The 14212-nt window shown below is 58.6% G+C and carries 13 protein-coding genes; 3 read left to right on the top strand and 10 right to left on the bottom strand.

All coding sequences use genetic code 11. From position 1 onward, the window contains the following. Positions 1-245 precede the first annotated feature (245 nt). Positions 246-4133 (bottom strand): phosphoribosylformylglycinamidine synthase, encoded by a 3888-nt coding sequence (gene purL, locus ACMWKK_RS16500; protein ID WP_112779919.1) that lies wholly within the window; start codon positions 4131-4133, stop codon positions 246-248. A gap of 267 nt (positions 4134-4400) precedes the next feature. Between purL and mltF the strand changes: the two genes are divergently transcribed. Then, positions 4401-5951, top strand: a complete 1551-nt coding sequence (gene mltF, locus ACMWKK_RS16495; RefSeq protein ID WP_045326088.1) for a membrane-bound lytic murein transglycosylase MltF — start codon at positions 4401-4403, stop codon at positions 5949-5951. On the opposite strand, the gene tadA is transcribed toward mltF, so the two are convergent. From tadA to murQ, 4 genes are read right to left on the bottom strand one after another with little or no spacing between them, the layout of a single operon-like run. Beyond that, positions 5839-6345 (bottom strand): tRNA adenosine(34) deaminase TadA, encoded by a 507-nt coding sequence (gene tadA, locus ACMWKK_RS16490; protein WP_045326090.1) that lies wholly within the window; start codon positions 6343-6345, stop codon positions 5839-5841. The genes mltF and tadA overlap by 113 nt on opposite strands. Positions 6346-6402: 57 nt before the next feature. Continuing rightward, entirely contained in the window at positions 6403-7038 is a 636-nt protein-coding gene (gene yfhb / locus ACMWKK_RS16485; RefSeq protein WP_045326093.1) for a phosphatidylglycerophosphatase C, read from the bottom strand. Positions 7039-7041: 3 nt separating this feature from the next. Further along, positions 7042-8403 (bottom strand): PTS transporter subunit EIIC, encoded by a 1362-nt coding sequence (locus tag ACMWKK_RS16480; protein ID WP_112779922.1) that lies wholly within the window; start codon positions 8401-8403, stop codon positions 7042-7044. 11 nt (positions 8404-8414) lie between these two features. Beyond that, complete coding sequence (gene murQ / locus ACMWKK_RS16475) at positions 8415-9308, bottom strand: N-acetylmuramic acid 6-phosphate etherase (RefSeq protein WP_112779923.1); 894 nt, start codon at positions 9306-9308, stop codon at positions 8415-8417. A 117-nt stretch (positions 9309-9425) separates the two neighbouring features. On the opposite strand from murQ, the gene ACMWKK_RS16470 reads away from it, so the two are divergent. Next, positions 9426-10274, top strand: coding sequence for a MurR/RpiR family transcriptional regulator (locus ACMWKK_RS16470; RefSeq protein WP_045326101.1), 849 nt, complete (start codon positions 9426-9428; stop codon positions 10272-10274). A gap of 46 nt (positions 10275-10320) precedes the next feature. Next, a complete protein-coding gene (locus ACMWKK_RS16465; RefSeq protein ID WP_008502177.1) occupies positions 10321-10581 on the top strand; it encodes a YfhL family 4Fe-4S dicluster ferredoxin in 261 nt (86 codons plus the stop codon). Here ACMWKK_RS16465 and acpS read toward each other — a convergent pair. From acpS to rnc, 5 genes are read right to left on the bottom strand one after another with little or no spacing between them, the layout of a single operon-like run. Further along, a complete protein-coding gene (gene acpS / locus ACMWKK_RS16460; RefSeq protein ID WP_028014094.1) occupies positions 10578-10958 on the bottom strand; it encodes a holo-ACP synthase in 381 nt (126 codons plus the stop codon). The genes ACMWKK_RS16465 and acpS overlap by 4 nt on opposite strands. Continuing rightward, the gene (gene pdxJ / locus ACMWKK_RS16455; protein ID WP_112779924.1) at positions 10958-11689 is read right to left on the bottom strand and encodes a pyridoxine 5'-phosphate synthase; all 732 of its coding nucleotides are present in this window, start codon (positions 11687-11689) and stop codon (positions 10958-10960) included. The genes acpS and pdxJ overlap by 1 nt, the downstream gene beginning before the upstream one ends. Before the next feature lie 33 nt (positions 11690-11722). Beyond that, positions 11723-12430, bottom strand: a complete 708-nt coding sequence (gene recO, locus ACMWKK_RS16450; RefSeq protein ID WP_112779925.1) for a DNA repair protein RecO — start codon at positions 12428-12430, stop codon at positions 11723-11725. A 17-nt stretch (positions 12431-12447) separates the two neighbouring features. Then, positions 12448-13353, bottom strand: a complete 906-nt coding sequence (era, locus tag ACMWKK_RS16445) for a GTPase Era (protein WP_047652703.1) — start codon at positions 13351-13353, stop codon at positions 12448-12450. After that, on the bottom strand, positions 13350-14030 hold the full coding sequence (gene rnc, locus ACMWKK_RS16440) for a ribonuclease III (RefSeq protein ID WP_003860711.1): 681 nt from the start codon (positions 14028-14030) through the stop codon (positions 13350-13352). Before rnc ends, era begins: the two co-directional genes overlap by 4 nt. Positions 14031-14212: the final 182 nt, after the last annotated feature.

Raw genomic sequence — 14212 nt, 5'->3', positions numbered from 1 at the left:
ACACATTGATATATATGATTTTTACTCATAAAGACTGTTAATGAGCGGTTGAATGATTTCCAGGCTAAGTGTCGCTATTAAGCAACACCTTAACGGGAACCCGTCCTGTTATATATAAATCAACGAGTTAAATGTCTCTTTTTAGAGACAGTCGCATATCCTCTTTGTCGCAGTTTTGCGACACGCATAAAAAAGCCCGGTGGCGCTTACGCTTACCGGGCCTACAAGGGTTAGGGTGCTAAAACTTAACCCAGCTGTTTACGCGCGTTGCGGAAGATACGCATCCACGGGCTGTCCTCGCCCCAGTTTTCCGGGTGCCAGGAGTTGCTCACGGTGCGGAACACGCGCTCCGGGTGCGGCATCATGATGGTCGCACGACCGCTTTCGCTGGTCACCGCCGTAATACCGTTGGCGGAGCCGTTCGGGTTAGCCGGGTAGGTTTCCGTAACCTTGCCGAAGTTATCGACAAAGCGCAGCGCCACCAGGCCTTTGCTCTCCAGCTGAGCCAGATGCGCAGAGTCGCGCACTTCTACCTGACCTTCACCATGGGACACGGCGATTGGCATCCGTGAGCCGACCATTCCCTGCAGCAGCAGAGACGGGCTCTGGGTCACCTCCACCAGGCTGAAGCGCGCTTCGAAGCGGTCGGACTGGTTACGCACAAAGCGCGGCCAGGCTTCGCTGCCCGGGATGAGCTCGCGCAGGTTAGACATCATCTGGCAGCCGTTACACACCCCCAGCGCCAGGGTCTGCGGACGGTGGAAGAAGGTTTCGAACTCGTCGCGCACGCGGCTGTTGAACAGGATGGACTTCGCCCAGCCTTCACCCGCACCCAGCACGTCGCCGTAGGAGAAGCCGCCGCATGCCACCAGCGCCTGGAAATCTTCCAGACCGGTACGTCCGGCCAGCAGGTCGCTCATGTGGACGTCAATCGCGTCAAAGCCCGCGCGGTGGAAGGCAGCCGCCATCTCAACGTGCGAGTTAACGCCCTGCTCGCGCAGAACGGCCACTTTCGGACGCGCGCCGGTAGCAATGTACGGCGCGGCGATGTCGTCGTTGATGTCGAAGGAGAGCTTCACGTTCAGGCCAGGATCCTGGTCATTGGCCTTCGCGTTGTGCTCCTGATCGGCACATTCCGGGTTATCACGCAGGCGCTGCATCTGCCAGGTGGTTTCCGCCCACCACATGCGCAGCGTGGTGCGGCTTTCGCTGAACACGGCGTGACCGTCTGCTTCAATGACGAAGCGGTCGCCCGGAACGGCTTTACCGAGATAGTGCACGCAGTCTGCCAGGCCGTGCTGCGCCAGAATGGCTTCAACCGCGTCGCGATCCGCGGCACGCACCTGAATCACGGCACCCAGCTCTTCGTTGAACAGCGCCGCCAGACGGTCTTCGCCAAGCGTTGCAATGTTCGCTTCCACGCCGCAGTGGCCGGTGAAGGCCATCTCTGCCAGCGTCACCAGCAGGCCGCCGTCGGAACGGTCGTGGTAGGCCAGCAGCTTACGCTGCGCCACCAGCGCCTGGATGGCGTCGTAGAAGCCTTTCAGCTGGGCCACGTCGCGCACGTCGGCTGGCTTATCGCCAAGCTGACGGTAAACCTGCGCCAGCGCGGTCGCCCCCAGCGCGTTGTTGCCCTTGCCCAGGTCAATCAGCAGCAGGGCGTTGTCTTCGGTCGCAAGCTGTGGCGTAACGGTGTGACGCACGTCCTCCACGCGGGCAAACGCGGTGATCACCAGCGACAGCGGAGAGGTCATTTCGCGCTGCTCGCTGCCTTCCTGCCAGCGGGTTTTCATCGACATGGAGTCTTTACCCACCGGAATGGTCAGGCCGAGGGCAGGACAGAGCTCCTCGCCCACCGCCTTCACGGCTTCATACAGGCCAGCATCTTCGCCTGGGTGACCGGCAGCGGCCATCCAGTTTGCGGAGAGCTTGATACGTTTGATATCGCCAATCTGCGTCGCCGCGATGTTGGTCAGCGCTTCACCCACCGCCAGACGGGCTGAGGCCGCGAAGTCCAGCAGCGCCACCGGGGTGCGTTCGCCGAGAGCCATTGCTTCGCCGTAGTAGCTGTCGAGGCTCGCGGTGGTCACGGCGCAGTTAGCGACCGGGATCTGCCACGGGCCGACCATCTGGTCGCGCGATACCATACCGGTCACGGTGCGGTCGCCGATGGTCACCAGGAAGGTTTTTTCTGCCACAGCAGGCAGGTGCAGCACGCGGTTAACCGCTTCTGCCACGGTGATGCCCTGACGGTCCAGCGCTTTGCCCGCCGCTTTACGGGTGGTGACGTCGCGGGTCATCTTCGGCGTTTTACCGAGCAGGACGTCGAGCGGCAGGTCGATCGGCTGGTTGTCGAAATGGGTGTCGCTTAAGGATAGATGCTGCTCTTCGGTTGCTTCACCGATGACGGCATACGGCGCGCGCTCGCGGCGGCACAGCTCGTCAAACAGCGGCAGCTGATCGGCCGCCACCGCCAGCACGTAGCGCTCCTGGGATTCGTTACACCAGATTTCCAGCGGGCTCATGCCCGGCTCATCGCTCAGGATATCGCGCAGGCTGAAACGCCCGCCGCGACCGCCGTCGCTCACCAGCTCCGGCATGGCGTTGGAGAGACCGCCTGCGCCCACGTCGTGGATAAAGAGGATCGGGTTGGCATCGCCCAGCTGCCAGCAGCGGTCGATCACTTCCTGACAGCGACGCTCCATCTCCGGGTTGTCACGCTGCACGGAGGCGAAGTCGAGATCCGCATCAGACTGGCCGGAGGCCATTGAGGAAGCCGCCCCGCCGCCCAGGCCGATGTTCATCGCCGGGCCGCCCAGCACGATCAGCTTCGCGCCGACGACGATCTCGCCCTTCTGCACGTGATCGGCGCGGATGTTGCCGATCCCGCCCGCCAGCATGATCGGTTTGTGGTAGCCGCGCAGCTCTTCGCCGTTGTGGCTGTCCACTTTCTCTTCATAGGTACGGAAGTAACCGTTCAGCGCCGGACGACCAAATTCGTTGTTAAACGCCGCGCCGCCCAGCGGGCCTTCGGTCATGATGTCGAGCGCGGTAACAATGCGCTCCGGCTTGCCGAAATCTTCTTCCCACGGCTGTTCAAAGCCCGGAATACGCAGGTTGGAGACGGAGAAACCGACCAGACCCGCTTTGGGTTTAGCGCCGCGACCGGTCGCTCCTTCGTCGCGGATTTCACCGCCGGAGCCGGTCGCCGCACCCGGCCACGGGGAGATCGCCGTCGGGTGGTTGTGGGTTTCAACCTTCATCAGGATATGCGCGGGCTCCTGGTGGAAGTCATAGCGCCCTGCTTCGCGATCGGCGAAGAAGCGGCCCACCTCGGAACCTTCCATCACTGCGGCATTGTCCTTGTAGGCAGACAATACGTGGTCAGGAGTTTGCTCCATCGTGTTTTTAATCATTTTGAACAGCGACTTCGGCTGCTGTTCGCCGTCGATAATCCAGTCGGCGTTGAAAATCTTGTGGCGGCAGTGCTCGGAGTTGGCCTGCGCGAACATGTAGAGTTCGATGTCGTTCGGGTTACGGTTGAGCTTAACAAACGCATCCTGCAGGTAGTCGATTTCGTCTTCTGCCAGCGCCAGGCCGAGACGCAGGTTGGCGTCAATCAGCGCCTGACGGCCCTGCCCCAGCAGGTCTACGCTCTGTACCGGCGCAGGCTGATGGTGAGAGAACAGTTTCTGCGCGTCATCGAGAGAGGCAAATACGCTCTCCATCATGCGGTCGTGCAGTTCAGCCGCAACCGCCTGCCACTGCGCGTCGCTCAGGGTAGAGGCTTCCACGTAGTACGCCACGCCGCGCTCCAGACGGTTAATCTGGCTCAGGCCGCAGTTGTGGGCGATGTCGGTGGCTTTGGAAGACCAGGGGGAGATGGTGCCCGGACGCGGCGTCGCAAGGATCAGTTTGCCGGTTGGCGTATGGCTGCTGAGGCTTGGGCCATACTTGAGCAGGCGTTCCAGCTGGACGCGCTCCTCTGCATTCAGGGGGGCATTCAGGTCAGCAAAATGGACATACTCAGCGTAAATATTGCTTACCGGAAGGTCGGCCGCCTGAAAACGTGCCAGCAGTTTGGTAATACGGAAGGCAGACAGTGCAGGCGAACCACGCAGAATTTCCATCATAAGTCTCTCGTCTTCGAAGCGCCGGGGCGCTTTCAGTGTGCGCAAGGGGGGAAAACGGGCGTCATTATAGAGAATCCTGAGCGTCGACGAAACCGTTTGCGTCGAAATAAAATTGCCGCAGAGATTTAACAATAGATGTGACCAGCTTCTCTAATAGGTTGCCAAGTGGCGCAAGTTTACGCAAAATGCCGCTCATTCAATGGCAAACCTGATTATTAACATGGCTACAGCAGACTGAGGCAACCGGCGTCGCAGAGAATTAACTAATTGAAAAAATTAAAGATTAATTATCTGCTCATCGGCATTGTAACGTTGCTGCTGGCAGTGGCCCTCTGGCCTTCTATTCCCTGGTTCGGCAAAGCCGAAAACCGTATCGCCGCCATTCAGGAGCGGGGGGAATTGCGCGTCAGTACCCTCAACTCTCCGCTGATTTACAGCGACATCAACGGCAAAATCATTGGCCTGGATTATGAACTGGCGCAGCAGTTTGCCGATTACCTTGGCGTGAAGCTAAAAATCACCGTCCGCCAGAATATTAACCAGCTGTTTGATGACCTCGATAACGACGATGCCGATATGCTCGCCGCCGGGCTGGTCTATAACAGCGAGCGCAGCAAGAACTACCAGCCGGGCCCGACCTACTACTCCGTTTCGCAGCAGCTGGTTTACCGCGTCGGCAGCCTGCGCCCGCGCTCGCTGGCCTCGATTAACGATACGCAGCTGACGATTGCGCCCGGTCACGTGGTAATTGAGGATCTGCGGGAGCTCAAGGAGAAGAAATTTCCCGACCTGAGCTGGACGGTGGATCCGAAACTCGGCACGACGGAGCTGCTGGAGCAGGTAAAAGACCAGAAAGTCCCCTACACCATCGCCGATTCGGTCGCGATCAGCCTGTTCCAGCGCGTTCATCCTGAAATCGCCGTGGCGCTGGACGTCACCGACGAGCAGCCCGTCACCTGGTTTAGCCAGCTTGATGACGATCAGACCCTTTCTGCCGCGATGCTCGATTTCTTCAACACCATCAATGAAGACGGTACCCTGGCGCGGCTTGAGGAGAAGTACCTCGGCCACGGTGATGACTTTGACTACGTTGATACCCGCAGCTTCCTGCGCGCGGTAGACAGCGTCCTGCCGGACCTGCAGCCGCTGTTCGAAAAATATGCCCAGGAGATTGACTGGAAGCTGCTGGCGGCCATTTCGTATCAGGAATCCCACTGGGATACTCAGGCCACGTCCCCGACTGGCGTACGTGGTTTGATGATGTTAACCAAAAACACCGCGCTGAGCCTGGGCGTGAATGACCGCACCGATGCGGAACAGAGCATCAGCGGCGGCGCTCGCTATCTGCAGGATATGATGGCCAAAGTCCCGGAAACGGTGCCGGAAGAGGAGCGGATCTGGTTCGCGCTGGCGGCTTACAATATGGGCTACGCGCACATGCTTGATGCGCGAGCGCTGACGGCCAAAACAAAAGGCAACCCGGACAGCTGGTCAGACGTTAAGCAGCGGCTGCCGCTGCTCAGCCAGAAGCCATGGTACAACAAGCTGACATACGGCTACGCGCGCGGGCATGAAGCCTACGCCTACGTGGAAAATATCCGTAAATATCAGATAAGCCTGGTCGGGTATCTGCTGGAGAAAGAGAAAGAGGCGACGGAGGCCAACCAGCTGGCGCAAAGCTACCCGGTCGTGGCGCCGGACGAGCTTAATCGCCCGACAGCTTCAATTCTGCCTTTTGCTGCTTTTTCTGCTGACGGCGCATTCGAAAGAAATCGCTTAATAGTCCCGAACACTCTGGTGCAAGCACCCCGCCGATAGTTTTCACCTGGTGGTTCATTCCCGGGTGACCCAGCACGTCCATCAGGGAGCCGGCCGCACCGGTTTTTTCATCCCGCGCACCGAAGACCAGGGTACCGATCCGGCTGTGCACCATCGCGCCGGAACACATCACGCACGGCTCCAGCGTCACGTACAGCGTGGTGTCAAGCAGGCGATAGTTTTGCAGCACCAGCCCTCCCTGACGAAGCGCCATGATTTCGGCGTGCGCGGTAGGATCGTGGCGACCAATGGGACGGTTCCACCCTTCACCAATCACCTGGTTATTGTGGACCAGCACGGCGCCCACGGGCACTTCGCCCTCGTCCCAGGCACGCTGAGCCAGCTTAAGCGCATGGCGCATCCAGTATTCATGGTCGAGTTCAGGGTTGGACAACGGTTGATACTCCAGTCGAAAAGCGGGGCGCATTATACACGCCGATTATGGATAAGACTATTCGAGTTGCTGGAGTTCACCTGATGGCGTAACGCGCCAGCGATGCTGGCAAAAATAGAGCAGCGGGTTGTCCTGTTTGCTGTCGCTGTAGCCGCTGTACAGGCGCAGCGGCGTACCGATGCGTTTCTCCAGCTGGACCACTTTTTCATGCCCCAGGCAGCGCAGGGTCAGCACCCAGCCGCCGTAGCCGCGGGCAATTTGCGTGGCAATCAGATTCACGCGCGGAAGCCAGGGCGTATCAAAGTAGACCTGTTCTACCAGCGTCTGCGGGGAGCCGGTAATTAGCCAGATGTCGGCATCGTTCGCGTCGAGATAGGCAGTGAGGCGCGCCTGCACCACCGGAAAGGCGGCAACGTGGCCGCGAAACCAGTGCGCAAAATCCTTTTCGAGCCGTTTGAGCCGCGCCTCGCTGTGCCCAAAGGTACATCCCCACAGCAGCAGGCTCATCGGCCATCGCGCCGCGCGGCCTTTCGCCAGCAGCGCGATCCCGATAACCGGTAAGAGCGGCAGCACGAGCAGCGCATTCAGGGGCTGACGCCGCAGCAGGTAGCGCATAAACGTACCAAACATATCCTGCTGATGCAGCGTGCCATCGAGGTCGAAAAAGACAATGCGACGCGCGTGATTTGCCAAACCTTACTCCTCTGGGTCGTTGAATCCTAATAGCCAGGTAAACAGGAACCCGGCGAACACCGCTACTAAATAGCCTAACAGATAGAGCATCACTTTTCCGGTCACGATGGTTAATGCCAGCGGTAAACCCGAAATGCCAAAGGTAATCACGGTGGCGACCTTCCAGTAGCTGATCAGCGCCCCGCCTACCGCGCCGCCCAGACAGGCGGCGAGGAAAGGTTTACCCAGCGGCAGCGTGACGCCAAAAATCAGCGGCTCGCCGATGCCGAGCAGGCCGACCGGGAGCGCGCCTTTAATCACCTTTTTCAGACGCGCGTTGCGGGTTTTCATCAGTACGGCTATCGCCGCGCCGACCTGCCCCACGCCCGCCATCGACAGAATAGGCAGAAGCGCGTTATAGCCGTGCGCCTGCACCAGCTCGACGTGGATCGGCACCAGACCCTGATGCAGACCGGTCAGCACCAGCGGCAGGAAGGTGCCCGACAGCACCGCGCCCACTAATAACCCACCACGGTCAATTGCCAGAGACGCGCCGTGGGCAATGGCTTCCGAGATCCACCCGCCTAACGGCTGGAGGGCAACAATCGCTACGCTACCGGTAATGAGCGTAGTTAGCAGCGGGTTGAGAATCAGCTCAATCGAGCCAGGCAGAACCGCGCGCAGCCTTTTCTCGATCCAGCACATCAGGATAACCACCAGCAGTACCGCAATTACCCCGCCGCGGCCGGGCTGGAGCGCCTCGCCAAACAGCGTGATCTGCGCCAGCTGCGGGCTGGACAAGATGCCCGCCATCACGCCGCCCATCGCCAGCGATCCGCCAAACACCTTCGCGGTATTCACCCCCACCAGAATGTTCATGATGGCGAACACCGCGCTGCCGAAGATCCCGAGAATGCCCAGCAGGTTCGGATACTGCGTGGCGAAATCCCCGACAATATCAGGCCGCTTAAGGATGTTGATGATCCCGGTGATCAGGCCTGAGGCGATAAACGCCGGGATTAGCGGAATAAAGACGTTTGCCAGCTGTCGCAGCGCGTCGCTCATCGGGGCTTTGTATTTGGCCTTTGCCTGCGCTTTGGTGCGTTCCGCATCGTCGATCGACACGCTTGCCCCGCCGCCCATCAGCGCGCGCATGGCATCAACCACCTGCGCCGCCTTGCCGGGCCCGACGATCAGCTGATGCTGCTGGCCCTGTTTCACATAGCCGCTGACGCCGGAAAGCTGCTTCAGGCGCGGCACGTCAAGCTGGTCGTCGTTATGCACCTCGACGCGCACGCGCGTCATGCAGTTTTCGAGACGCTGAATATTTTTTTCCCCACCAATCCCCTGCAGGATATCGCTGGCAAGCGCTGCTGTTTTGTCCATAGACGCCTCTGTTAGTTTTCTAATGCCGCCCGTAAGAAGCCGTTATGCGCAGCGAGTCTGGCTCTTGCGCTCGCCGCATCCAGCCCGCTTAAGATCATCAGAATGGCCGGTTTCACATCGTGATCGGTCTGTTTGAGCACCGCTTCAGCCTCTTCGCGGCCTGCGCCCGTCGCTTCCATTACCATGCGGCAGGCTCTGTCCACCAGCTTGACGTTGGTGGCCTGCATATCCACCATCAGGTTCTGATACACCTTGCCGAACTTCACCATCGCGCCGGTGGAGATCATATTGAGCACCAGCTTTTGCGCGGTCCCGGACTTCAGGCGCGTAGAGCCGGTGAGCGCTTCCGGCCCGACCACCGGAGAGATGGCGATAGCGGCCACCTGCGCAATCGGCGAGCCCGGGTTACAGGAGATGGCGACCGTGGTGCAGCCGGTCTGCCTGGCGTACTCCAGCCCGCCAATGACGTACGGCGTGCGCCCGGATGCCGCCAGCCCGACCACCAGATCCTTCGCCGTCAGATTAAGATCCTTGAGGTCATCCTCACCCAGCTGTTTGTTATCTTCCGCCCCTTCCACGGCCTTCAGCAGCGCGCCGGGTCCCCCGGCAATCAGCCCTACCACCAGACCATGCGGCACCCCAAAGGTTGGCGGACATTCTGAGGCATCCAGCACCCCAAGACGCCCGCTGGTGCCTGCCCCCATGTAGATAATGCGCCCCCCGGCCTTGAGGGCCGCCGCCGCCGCATCGACCGCCTTCGCCACCTCAGGTAATGTCTCTTTCACTGCCTGCGCGACCAGCGTATCCTGTTGATTAAAGCGGTTAACCAGCTCCAGGGTGGAGAGCGCGTCCAGATCCATGGTTTGCGGGTTACGTGTTTCAGAAACAAGTGAGCCAAGATTCATTTTTGTACCTCAAGAATTTTTAATTCATAATAATCACACTATAATGGAATATAAAATTCATTCAGGCGAGCAAAATTCGTATTTGCGCAGATAATCACATTTTCGCCAGGAGACCGTATGAACTGTTTAATTCGCATTCGCCAGCGCTATGCCGGCTTTGCCCAAAGCGACAAGAAGCTGGCGGATTTTCTGCTTTCTCAACCCGATCGCGCGCGCCATCTCAGCTCGCAGCAGCTGGCGAGTGAAGCCGGGGTGAGCCAGTCCAGCGTGGTGAAATTTGCCCAGAAGATTGGCTTTAAGGGATTCCCGGCTCTCAAGCTGGCGATCAGTGAAGCGCTGGTGAGCAACCCCAACCCGCAGTCAATGCCGGTGCATAATCAGATCCGTGGTGATGACCCGATGCGGCTGGTCGGCGAAAAGCTGATCAAAGAGAACGTGGCGGCCATGCATGCGACGCTCGATGTGAACACGGAAGAGAAGCTGCTGGAGAGCGTGGCGATGCTGCGCGGCGCGCGGCGGATTATTTTGACCGGCATCGGCGCGTCCGGCCTTGTGGCGCGCAATTTTGGCTGGAAGCTGACAAAAATTGGCCTTAACGCCATCGTCGAGCAGGATATGCACGCCCTGCTGGCGACCGTGCAGGCAATGGATCCTGACGATCTGCTGCTGGCGATCTCCTACTCCGGCGAGCGCCGTGAAATCAACATGGCCACCGATGAAGCGCTGCGCGTCGGCGGTAAAATTCTGGCGATCACCGGCTTTACGCCGAATGCCCTGCAGCAGCGGGCGACGCGCTGTTTATATACCATTGCCGAAGAGCAGGCCACGCGCAGCGCGGCGATCTCGTCCACCAGTGCGCAAATGATGCTGACGGATCTGCTGTTTATGGCGCTGGTGCAGCAGGATCTGGAGCACGCGCCAGAGCGCATTCGCCACAGCGAAGAACTGGTAAAGAAACTGGTTTGACGCGTATAATGCCCGCCCAGTTTGTGTTGTTTCTGAGAATTTCCTGATGGCGCTGTTAATTACCAAAAAATGCATCAATTGCGATATGTGCGAGCCCGAATGCCCAAACCAGGCGATTTCGATGGGCGACAGCATTTATGAGATTAACAGCGACCGCTGCACGGAATGCATCGGCCACTATGAGACGCCGACCTGCCAGAAGGTGTGCCCGATCCCGAATACCATCCTGAAGGATCCGGCACACGTCGAGAGCGAAGAGCAGCTGTGGGATAAGTTTGTCCTGATGCACCACGCGGACAAGCTTTAACTTTCGATAATCACCGTTGCGCTGGCGTAGTGGCGTTCATCCGCGATCGTCACGTGCATATGATTCACGCCCAGCTTCTCCGCCAGCTTTTGCGCCTCGCCCCATAAACGCAGGCGTGGCTTACCCAGCTCATCGTTAAACACTTCAAACTGGTTAAACGCCAGGCCGTTACGAATGCCGGTCCCGAAGGCTTTGGCCGCCGCCTCTTTTACCGCAAAGCGCTTCGCCAGAAAACGCACCGGCTGCTGATGCGCTTCCCAGATGGCCCACTCGTTATCGCTCAGCACCCGTCTTGCCAGGCGATCGCCGCTGCGGGCGATCACCGCTTCAATGCGGGCTATTTCTACAATATCGGTGCCTAAGCCCAGAATGGCCATTACTGACGCGCTTCCAGCATCAGGCGTTTCATTTCTGAGACCGCCTCTTTCAGGCCGCTCATCACCGCACGGCCAATAATGGCGTGGCCGATATTCAGCTCGTGCATTTCCGGAATGGCGGCAATGGCCTTCACGTTATGGTAGGTCAGGCCGTGACCGGCGTTAACCTTCAGCCCCAGGCTCGCCGCGTAGGTGGCCGCTTTGGCGATGCGCGCCAGCTCTTCCGCCTGCTCTTCATCGTTTTTGGCATCGGCATAGCAGCCGGTGTGAATTTCGATATACGGCGCGCCCACGTCGGCTGCCGCTTTAATCTGGGTAAAATCGGCGTCAATAAACAGAGAAACCAGGATACCGGCATCCGCCAGGCGCTTGCAGGCATCGCGCATTTTCTCGAGCTGACCCGCCACATCCAGACCCCCTTCGGTGGTCACTTCCTGACGTTTTTCCGGCACCAGGCAGCAGAAGTGCGGCTGCGTCTCGCAGGCAATCGCCAGCATCTCTTCCGTGACCGCCATCTCCAGATTCATACGGGTGTCCAGCGTCTGGCGCAGAATGCGCACGTCGCGATCGGTGATGTGGCGACGGTCTTCACGCAGGTGAACGGTAATGCCGTCGGCGCCAGCCTGTTCGGCGATAAACGCCGCCTGAACCGGATCGGGATACGCCGTACCGCGCGCATTACGCAGCGTGGCGATGTGATCGATGTTGACGCCTAACAGTAATTCAGCCATGACAATCCTCGGTTTTCTTTTCGATTCTGTGGTCTAACGTTTCGGCACAAACTGCCTGAATAATTCGCGGCTCTTTAAGGGCTTGCCGCCAAGATACGGCTTGAGGGCAATCCGGGTAAAGCGTTTTGCTGCGCGCAGGGTGTCCCGATCGGGAAACTCGCGCTCATACAGCGCCCGGAGCTGGCGCCCGGTAAAGGTGCTGTTGTCGATCACGATGCTGGCAATAAAGCCCTTTTCTTCGCGGTAGCGGTAGGTCATGGTGTCTTCAACTTCGTCACCGCTGCCCGCACAGTGCAGAAAATCGACCCCGTACCCAAGATGGCCCAGCAGCGCCAGTTCAAAACGCCGCAAGGCGGGTTCGGGCGTGTCGGTTGCGCCAGCCAGCGCCTGGATACAGTGCAGATAATCGAAGAAAAGTTCAGAGAAGCGGGTCTCATGTTCAAGAACCCGTGAGATGAGTTCGTTGACGTACAGACCGCTGTAGAGCGTGATGCCGGAGAGAGGAAGCGCCAGGGAGACGGCTTCGGCGCTGCGCAGGGTTTTCACTTCCCCTCGCCCACTGAAGCGCACCAGCAGCGGCGTGAAGGGCTGTAAGGCACCTTTCAGATTAGAACGTTTGGAACGTGCGCCTTTCGCAACAAGGCGCACGCGGCCAGACTCTTCCGTGAAGACGTCCAGCATCAGGCTGGTTTCGCTCCAGGGACGACTATGCAGGACGAAGGCGCGCTGCCATCCTTCCATATGCGCGTCGTCTTGGTTTACTGGTCTTCGCCGTAACCGAGGCTGCGCAGCGCACGCTCATCATCGGCCCAGCCAGATTTCACTTTCACCCACAGTTCGAGGTGAACCGGCGCTTCGAACATCTCCATCATGTCCTTACGGGCTTCAATACCGATGGTTTTGATCTTGGCGCCTTTGTTGCCGATCACCATCTTCTTCTGACCTTCGCGCTCAACGAGGATCAGGCCGTTGATGTCGTAGCCGCCGCGCTCGTTGCTCTGGAAACGCTCGATCTCCACCGTTACGGAGTATGGCAGTTCGGCGCCCAGGAAACGCATCAGCTTTTCACGGATGATTTCAGACGCCATAAAGCGCTGAGAACGATCGGTAATGTAGTCTTCCGGGAAGTGGTGAATCGCTTCCGGCAGATGCTTACGTACGATGCCCGCGATGGTGTCCACGTTCAGGCCGGTCTCAGCAGACAGCGGCACGATGTCGAGGAAGTTCATCTGGCTACCGAGCCACTGCAGATGCGGCAGCAGGTCGGCCTTTTCCTGCACGTTGTCAACTTTGTTGACCGCGAGGATGACCGGCGTTTTGCCGTCACGCAGCTTGTTCAGCACCATCTCGTCGTCCGGCGTCCAGCGGGTGCCTTCAACAACGAAAATCACCAGCTCCACGTCGCCAATCGAGCTGCTCGCCGCCTTGTTCATCAGACGGTTGATGGCGCGCTTCTCTTCCATGTGCAGGCCCGGGGTATCGACGTAGATCGCCTGATACGCGCCTTCAGTATGGATGCCGACGATGCGGTGACGCGTGGTCTGCGCCTTACGCGAGGTGATTGAAATCTTCTGCCCAAGCAGATTATTCAACAGGGTGGATTTGCCAACGTTCGGACGTCCGACGATGGCAATAAATCCGCAATAGGTTTTGTCTTCGCTCATTCCAGCTCCAGCATTTTTAACGCCTGTTCGGCGGCAGCCTGTTCAGCCTTACGACGGCTTGAACCCGTGCCCACCACCGGTTCACTCAGGCCACTGACCTGGCAATGGATGGTAAATTCCTGATCGTGCGCTTCGCCACGGACCTGCACCACCAGATAAGATGGCAGCGGCAGATGGCGACCCTGCAAATATTCCTGCAGACGCGTTTTCGGATCTTTTTGTTTATCGCCCGGGCTAATTTCGTCCAGACGGGTCTGATACCAGTTGAGGATCAGCTTTTCGACGGTCTGGATATCGCTGTCCAGGAACACACCACCAATTAATGCTTCGACCGTATCGGCAAGAATAGATTCACGACGGAAGCCGCCGCTTTTCAGTTCACCCGGCCCAAGACGCAGACATTCGCCCAGCTCAAATTCGCGCGCGATTTCCGCAAGGGTATTACCCCGAACCAGCGTGGCACGCATGCGGCTCATATCACCTTCATCCACGCGCGGGAAGCGATGATAAAGCGCATTCGCAATCACGAAACTTAAAATAGAGTCGCCTAAAAACTCGAGGCGCTCATTATGTTTGCTGCTGGCACTGCGGTGGGTTAATGCCTGTTGCAACAACTCCTGATGATGAAAAGTGTAGCCCAGCTTCCGTTGAAGCCGATTAATTACGATGGGGTTCATGCGATACCAATAAATGAATGCGTCAAAAATGCAGCACACGAAACCGACCTGAGAAAACCAACGCGGTTTCGTGTGCCGTGGCACCCTTGCAGGGCCAACCTTAAACTTCGGGGGAATATTCTATACACAACGACAGGGGATGTCGTTAGTTCAAAGAGATTTATCGGTGAAATAATTCGTGT

It is taken from the genome of Enterobacter sp. 01-M-03-SI-ECC, from assembly GCF_047530215.1.
In the GTDB taxonomy this organism is placed as follows: domain Bacteria; phylum Pseudomonadota; class Gammaproteobacteria; order Enterobacterales; family Enterobacteriaceae; genus Enterobacter; species Enterobacter chengduensis.
This window is presented reverse-complemented; position numbering and strand designations above follow the sequence as displayed.

Bases quoted from the DNA above. Each gene is read 5' to 3' on its own strand.
- purL (WP_112779919.1), bottom strand. From the start codon at position 4,133: ATGATGGAAATTCTGCGTGGTTCGCCTGCACTGTCTGCCTTCCGTATT.
- ACMWKK_RS16480 (WP_112779922.1), bottom strand. From the start codon at position 8,403: ATGGACAAAACAGCAGCGCTTGCCAGCGATATCCTGCAGGGGATTGGT.
- murQ (WP_112779923.1), bottom strand. From the start codon at position 9,308: ATGAATCTTGGCTCACTTGTTTCTGAAACACGTAACCCGCAAACCATG.
- ACMWKK_RS16470 (WP_045326101.1), top strand. From the start codon at position 9,426: ATGAACTGTTTAATTCGCATTCGCCAGCGCTATGCCGGCTTTGCCCAA.
- ACMWKK_RS16465 (WP_008502177.1), top strand. From the start codon at position 10,321: ATGGCGCTGTTAATTACCAAAAAATGCATCAATTGCGATATGTGCGAG.
- acpS (WP_028014094.1), bottom strand. From the start codon at position 10,958: ATGGCCATTCTGGGCTTAGGCACCGATATTGTAGAAATAGCCCGCATT.
- pdxJ (WP_112779924.1), bottom strand. From the start codon at position 11,689: ATGGCTGAATTACTGTTAGGCGTCAACATCGATCACATCGCCACGCTG.
- recO (WP_112779925.1), bottom strand. From the start codon at position 12,430: ATGGAAGGATGGCAGCGCGCCTTCGTCCTGCATAGTCGTCCCTGGAGC.
- era (WP_047652703.1), bottom strand. From the start codon at position 13,353: ATGAGCGAAGACAAAACCTATTGCGGATTTATTGCCATCGTCGGACGT.
- rnc (WP_003860711.1), bottom strand. From the start codon at position 14,030: ATGAACCCCATCGTAATTAATCGGCTTCAACGGAAGCTGGGCTACACT.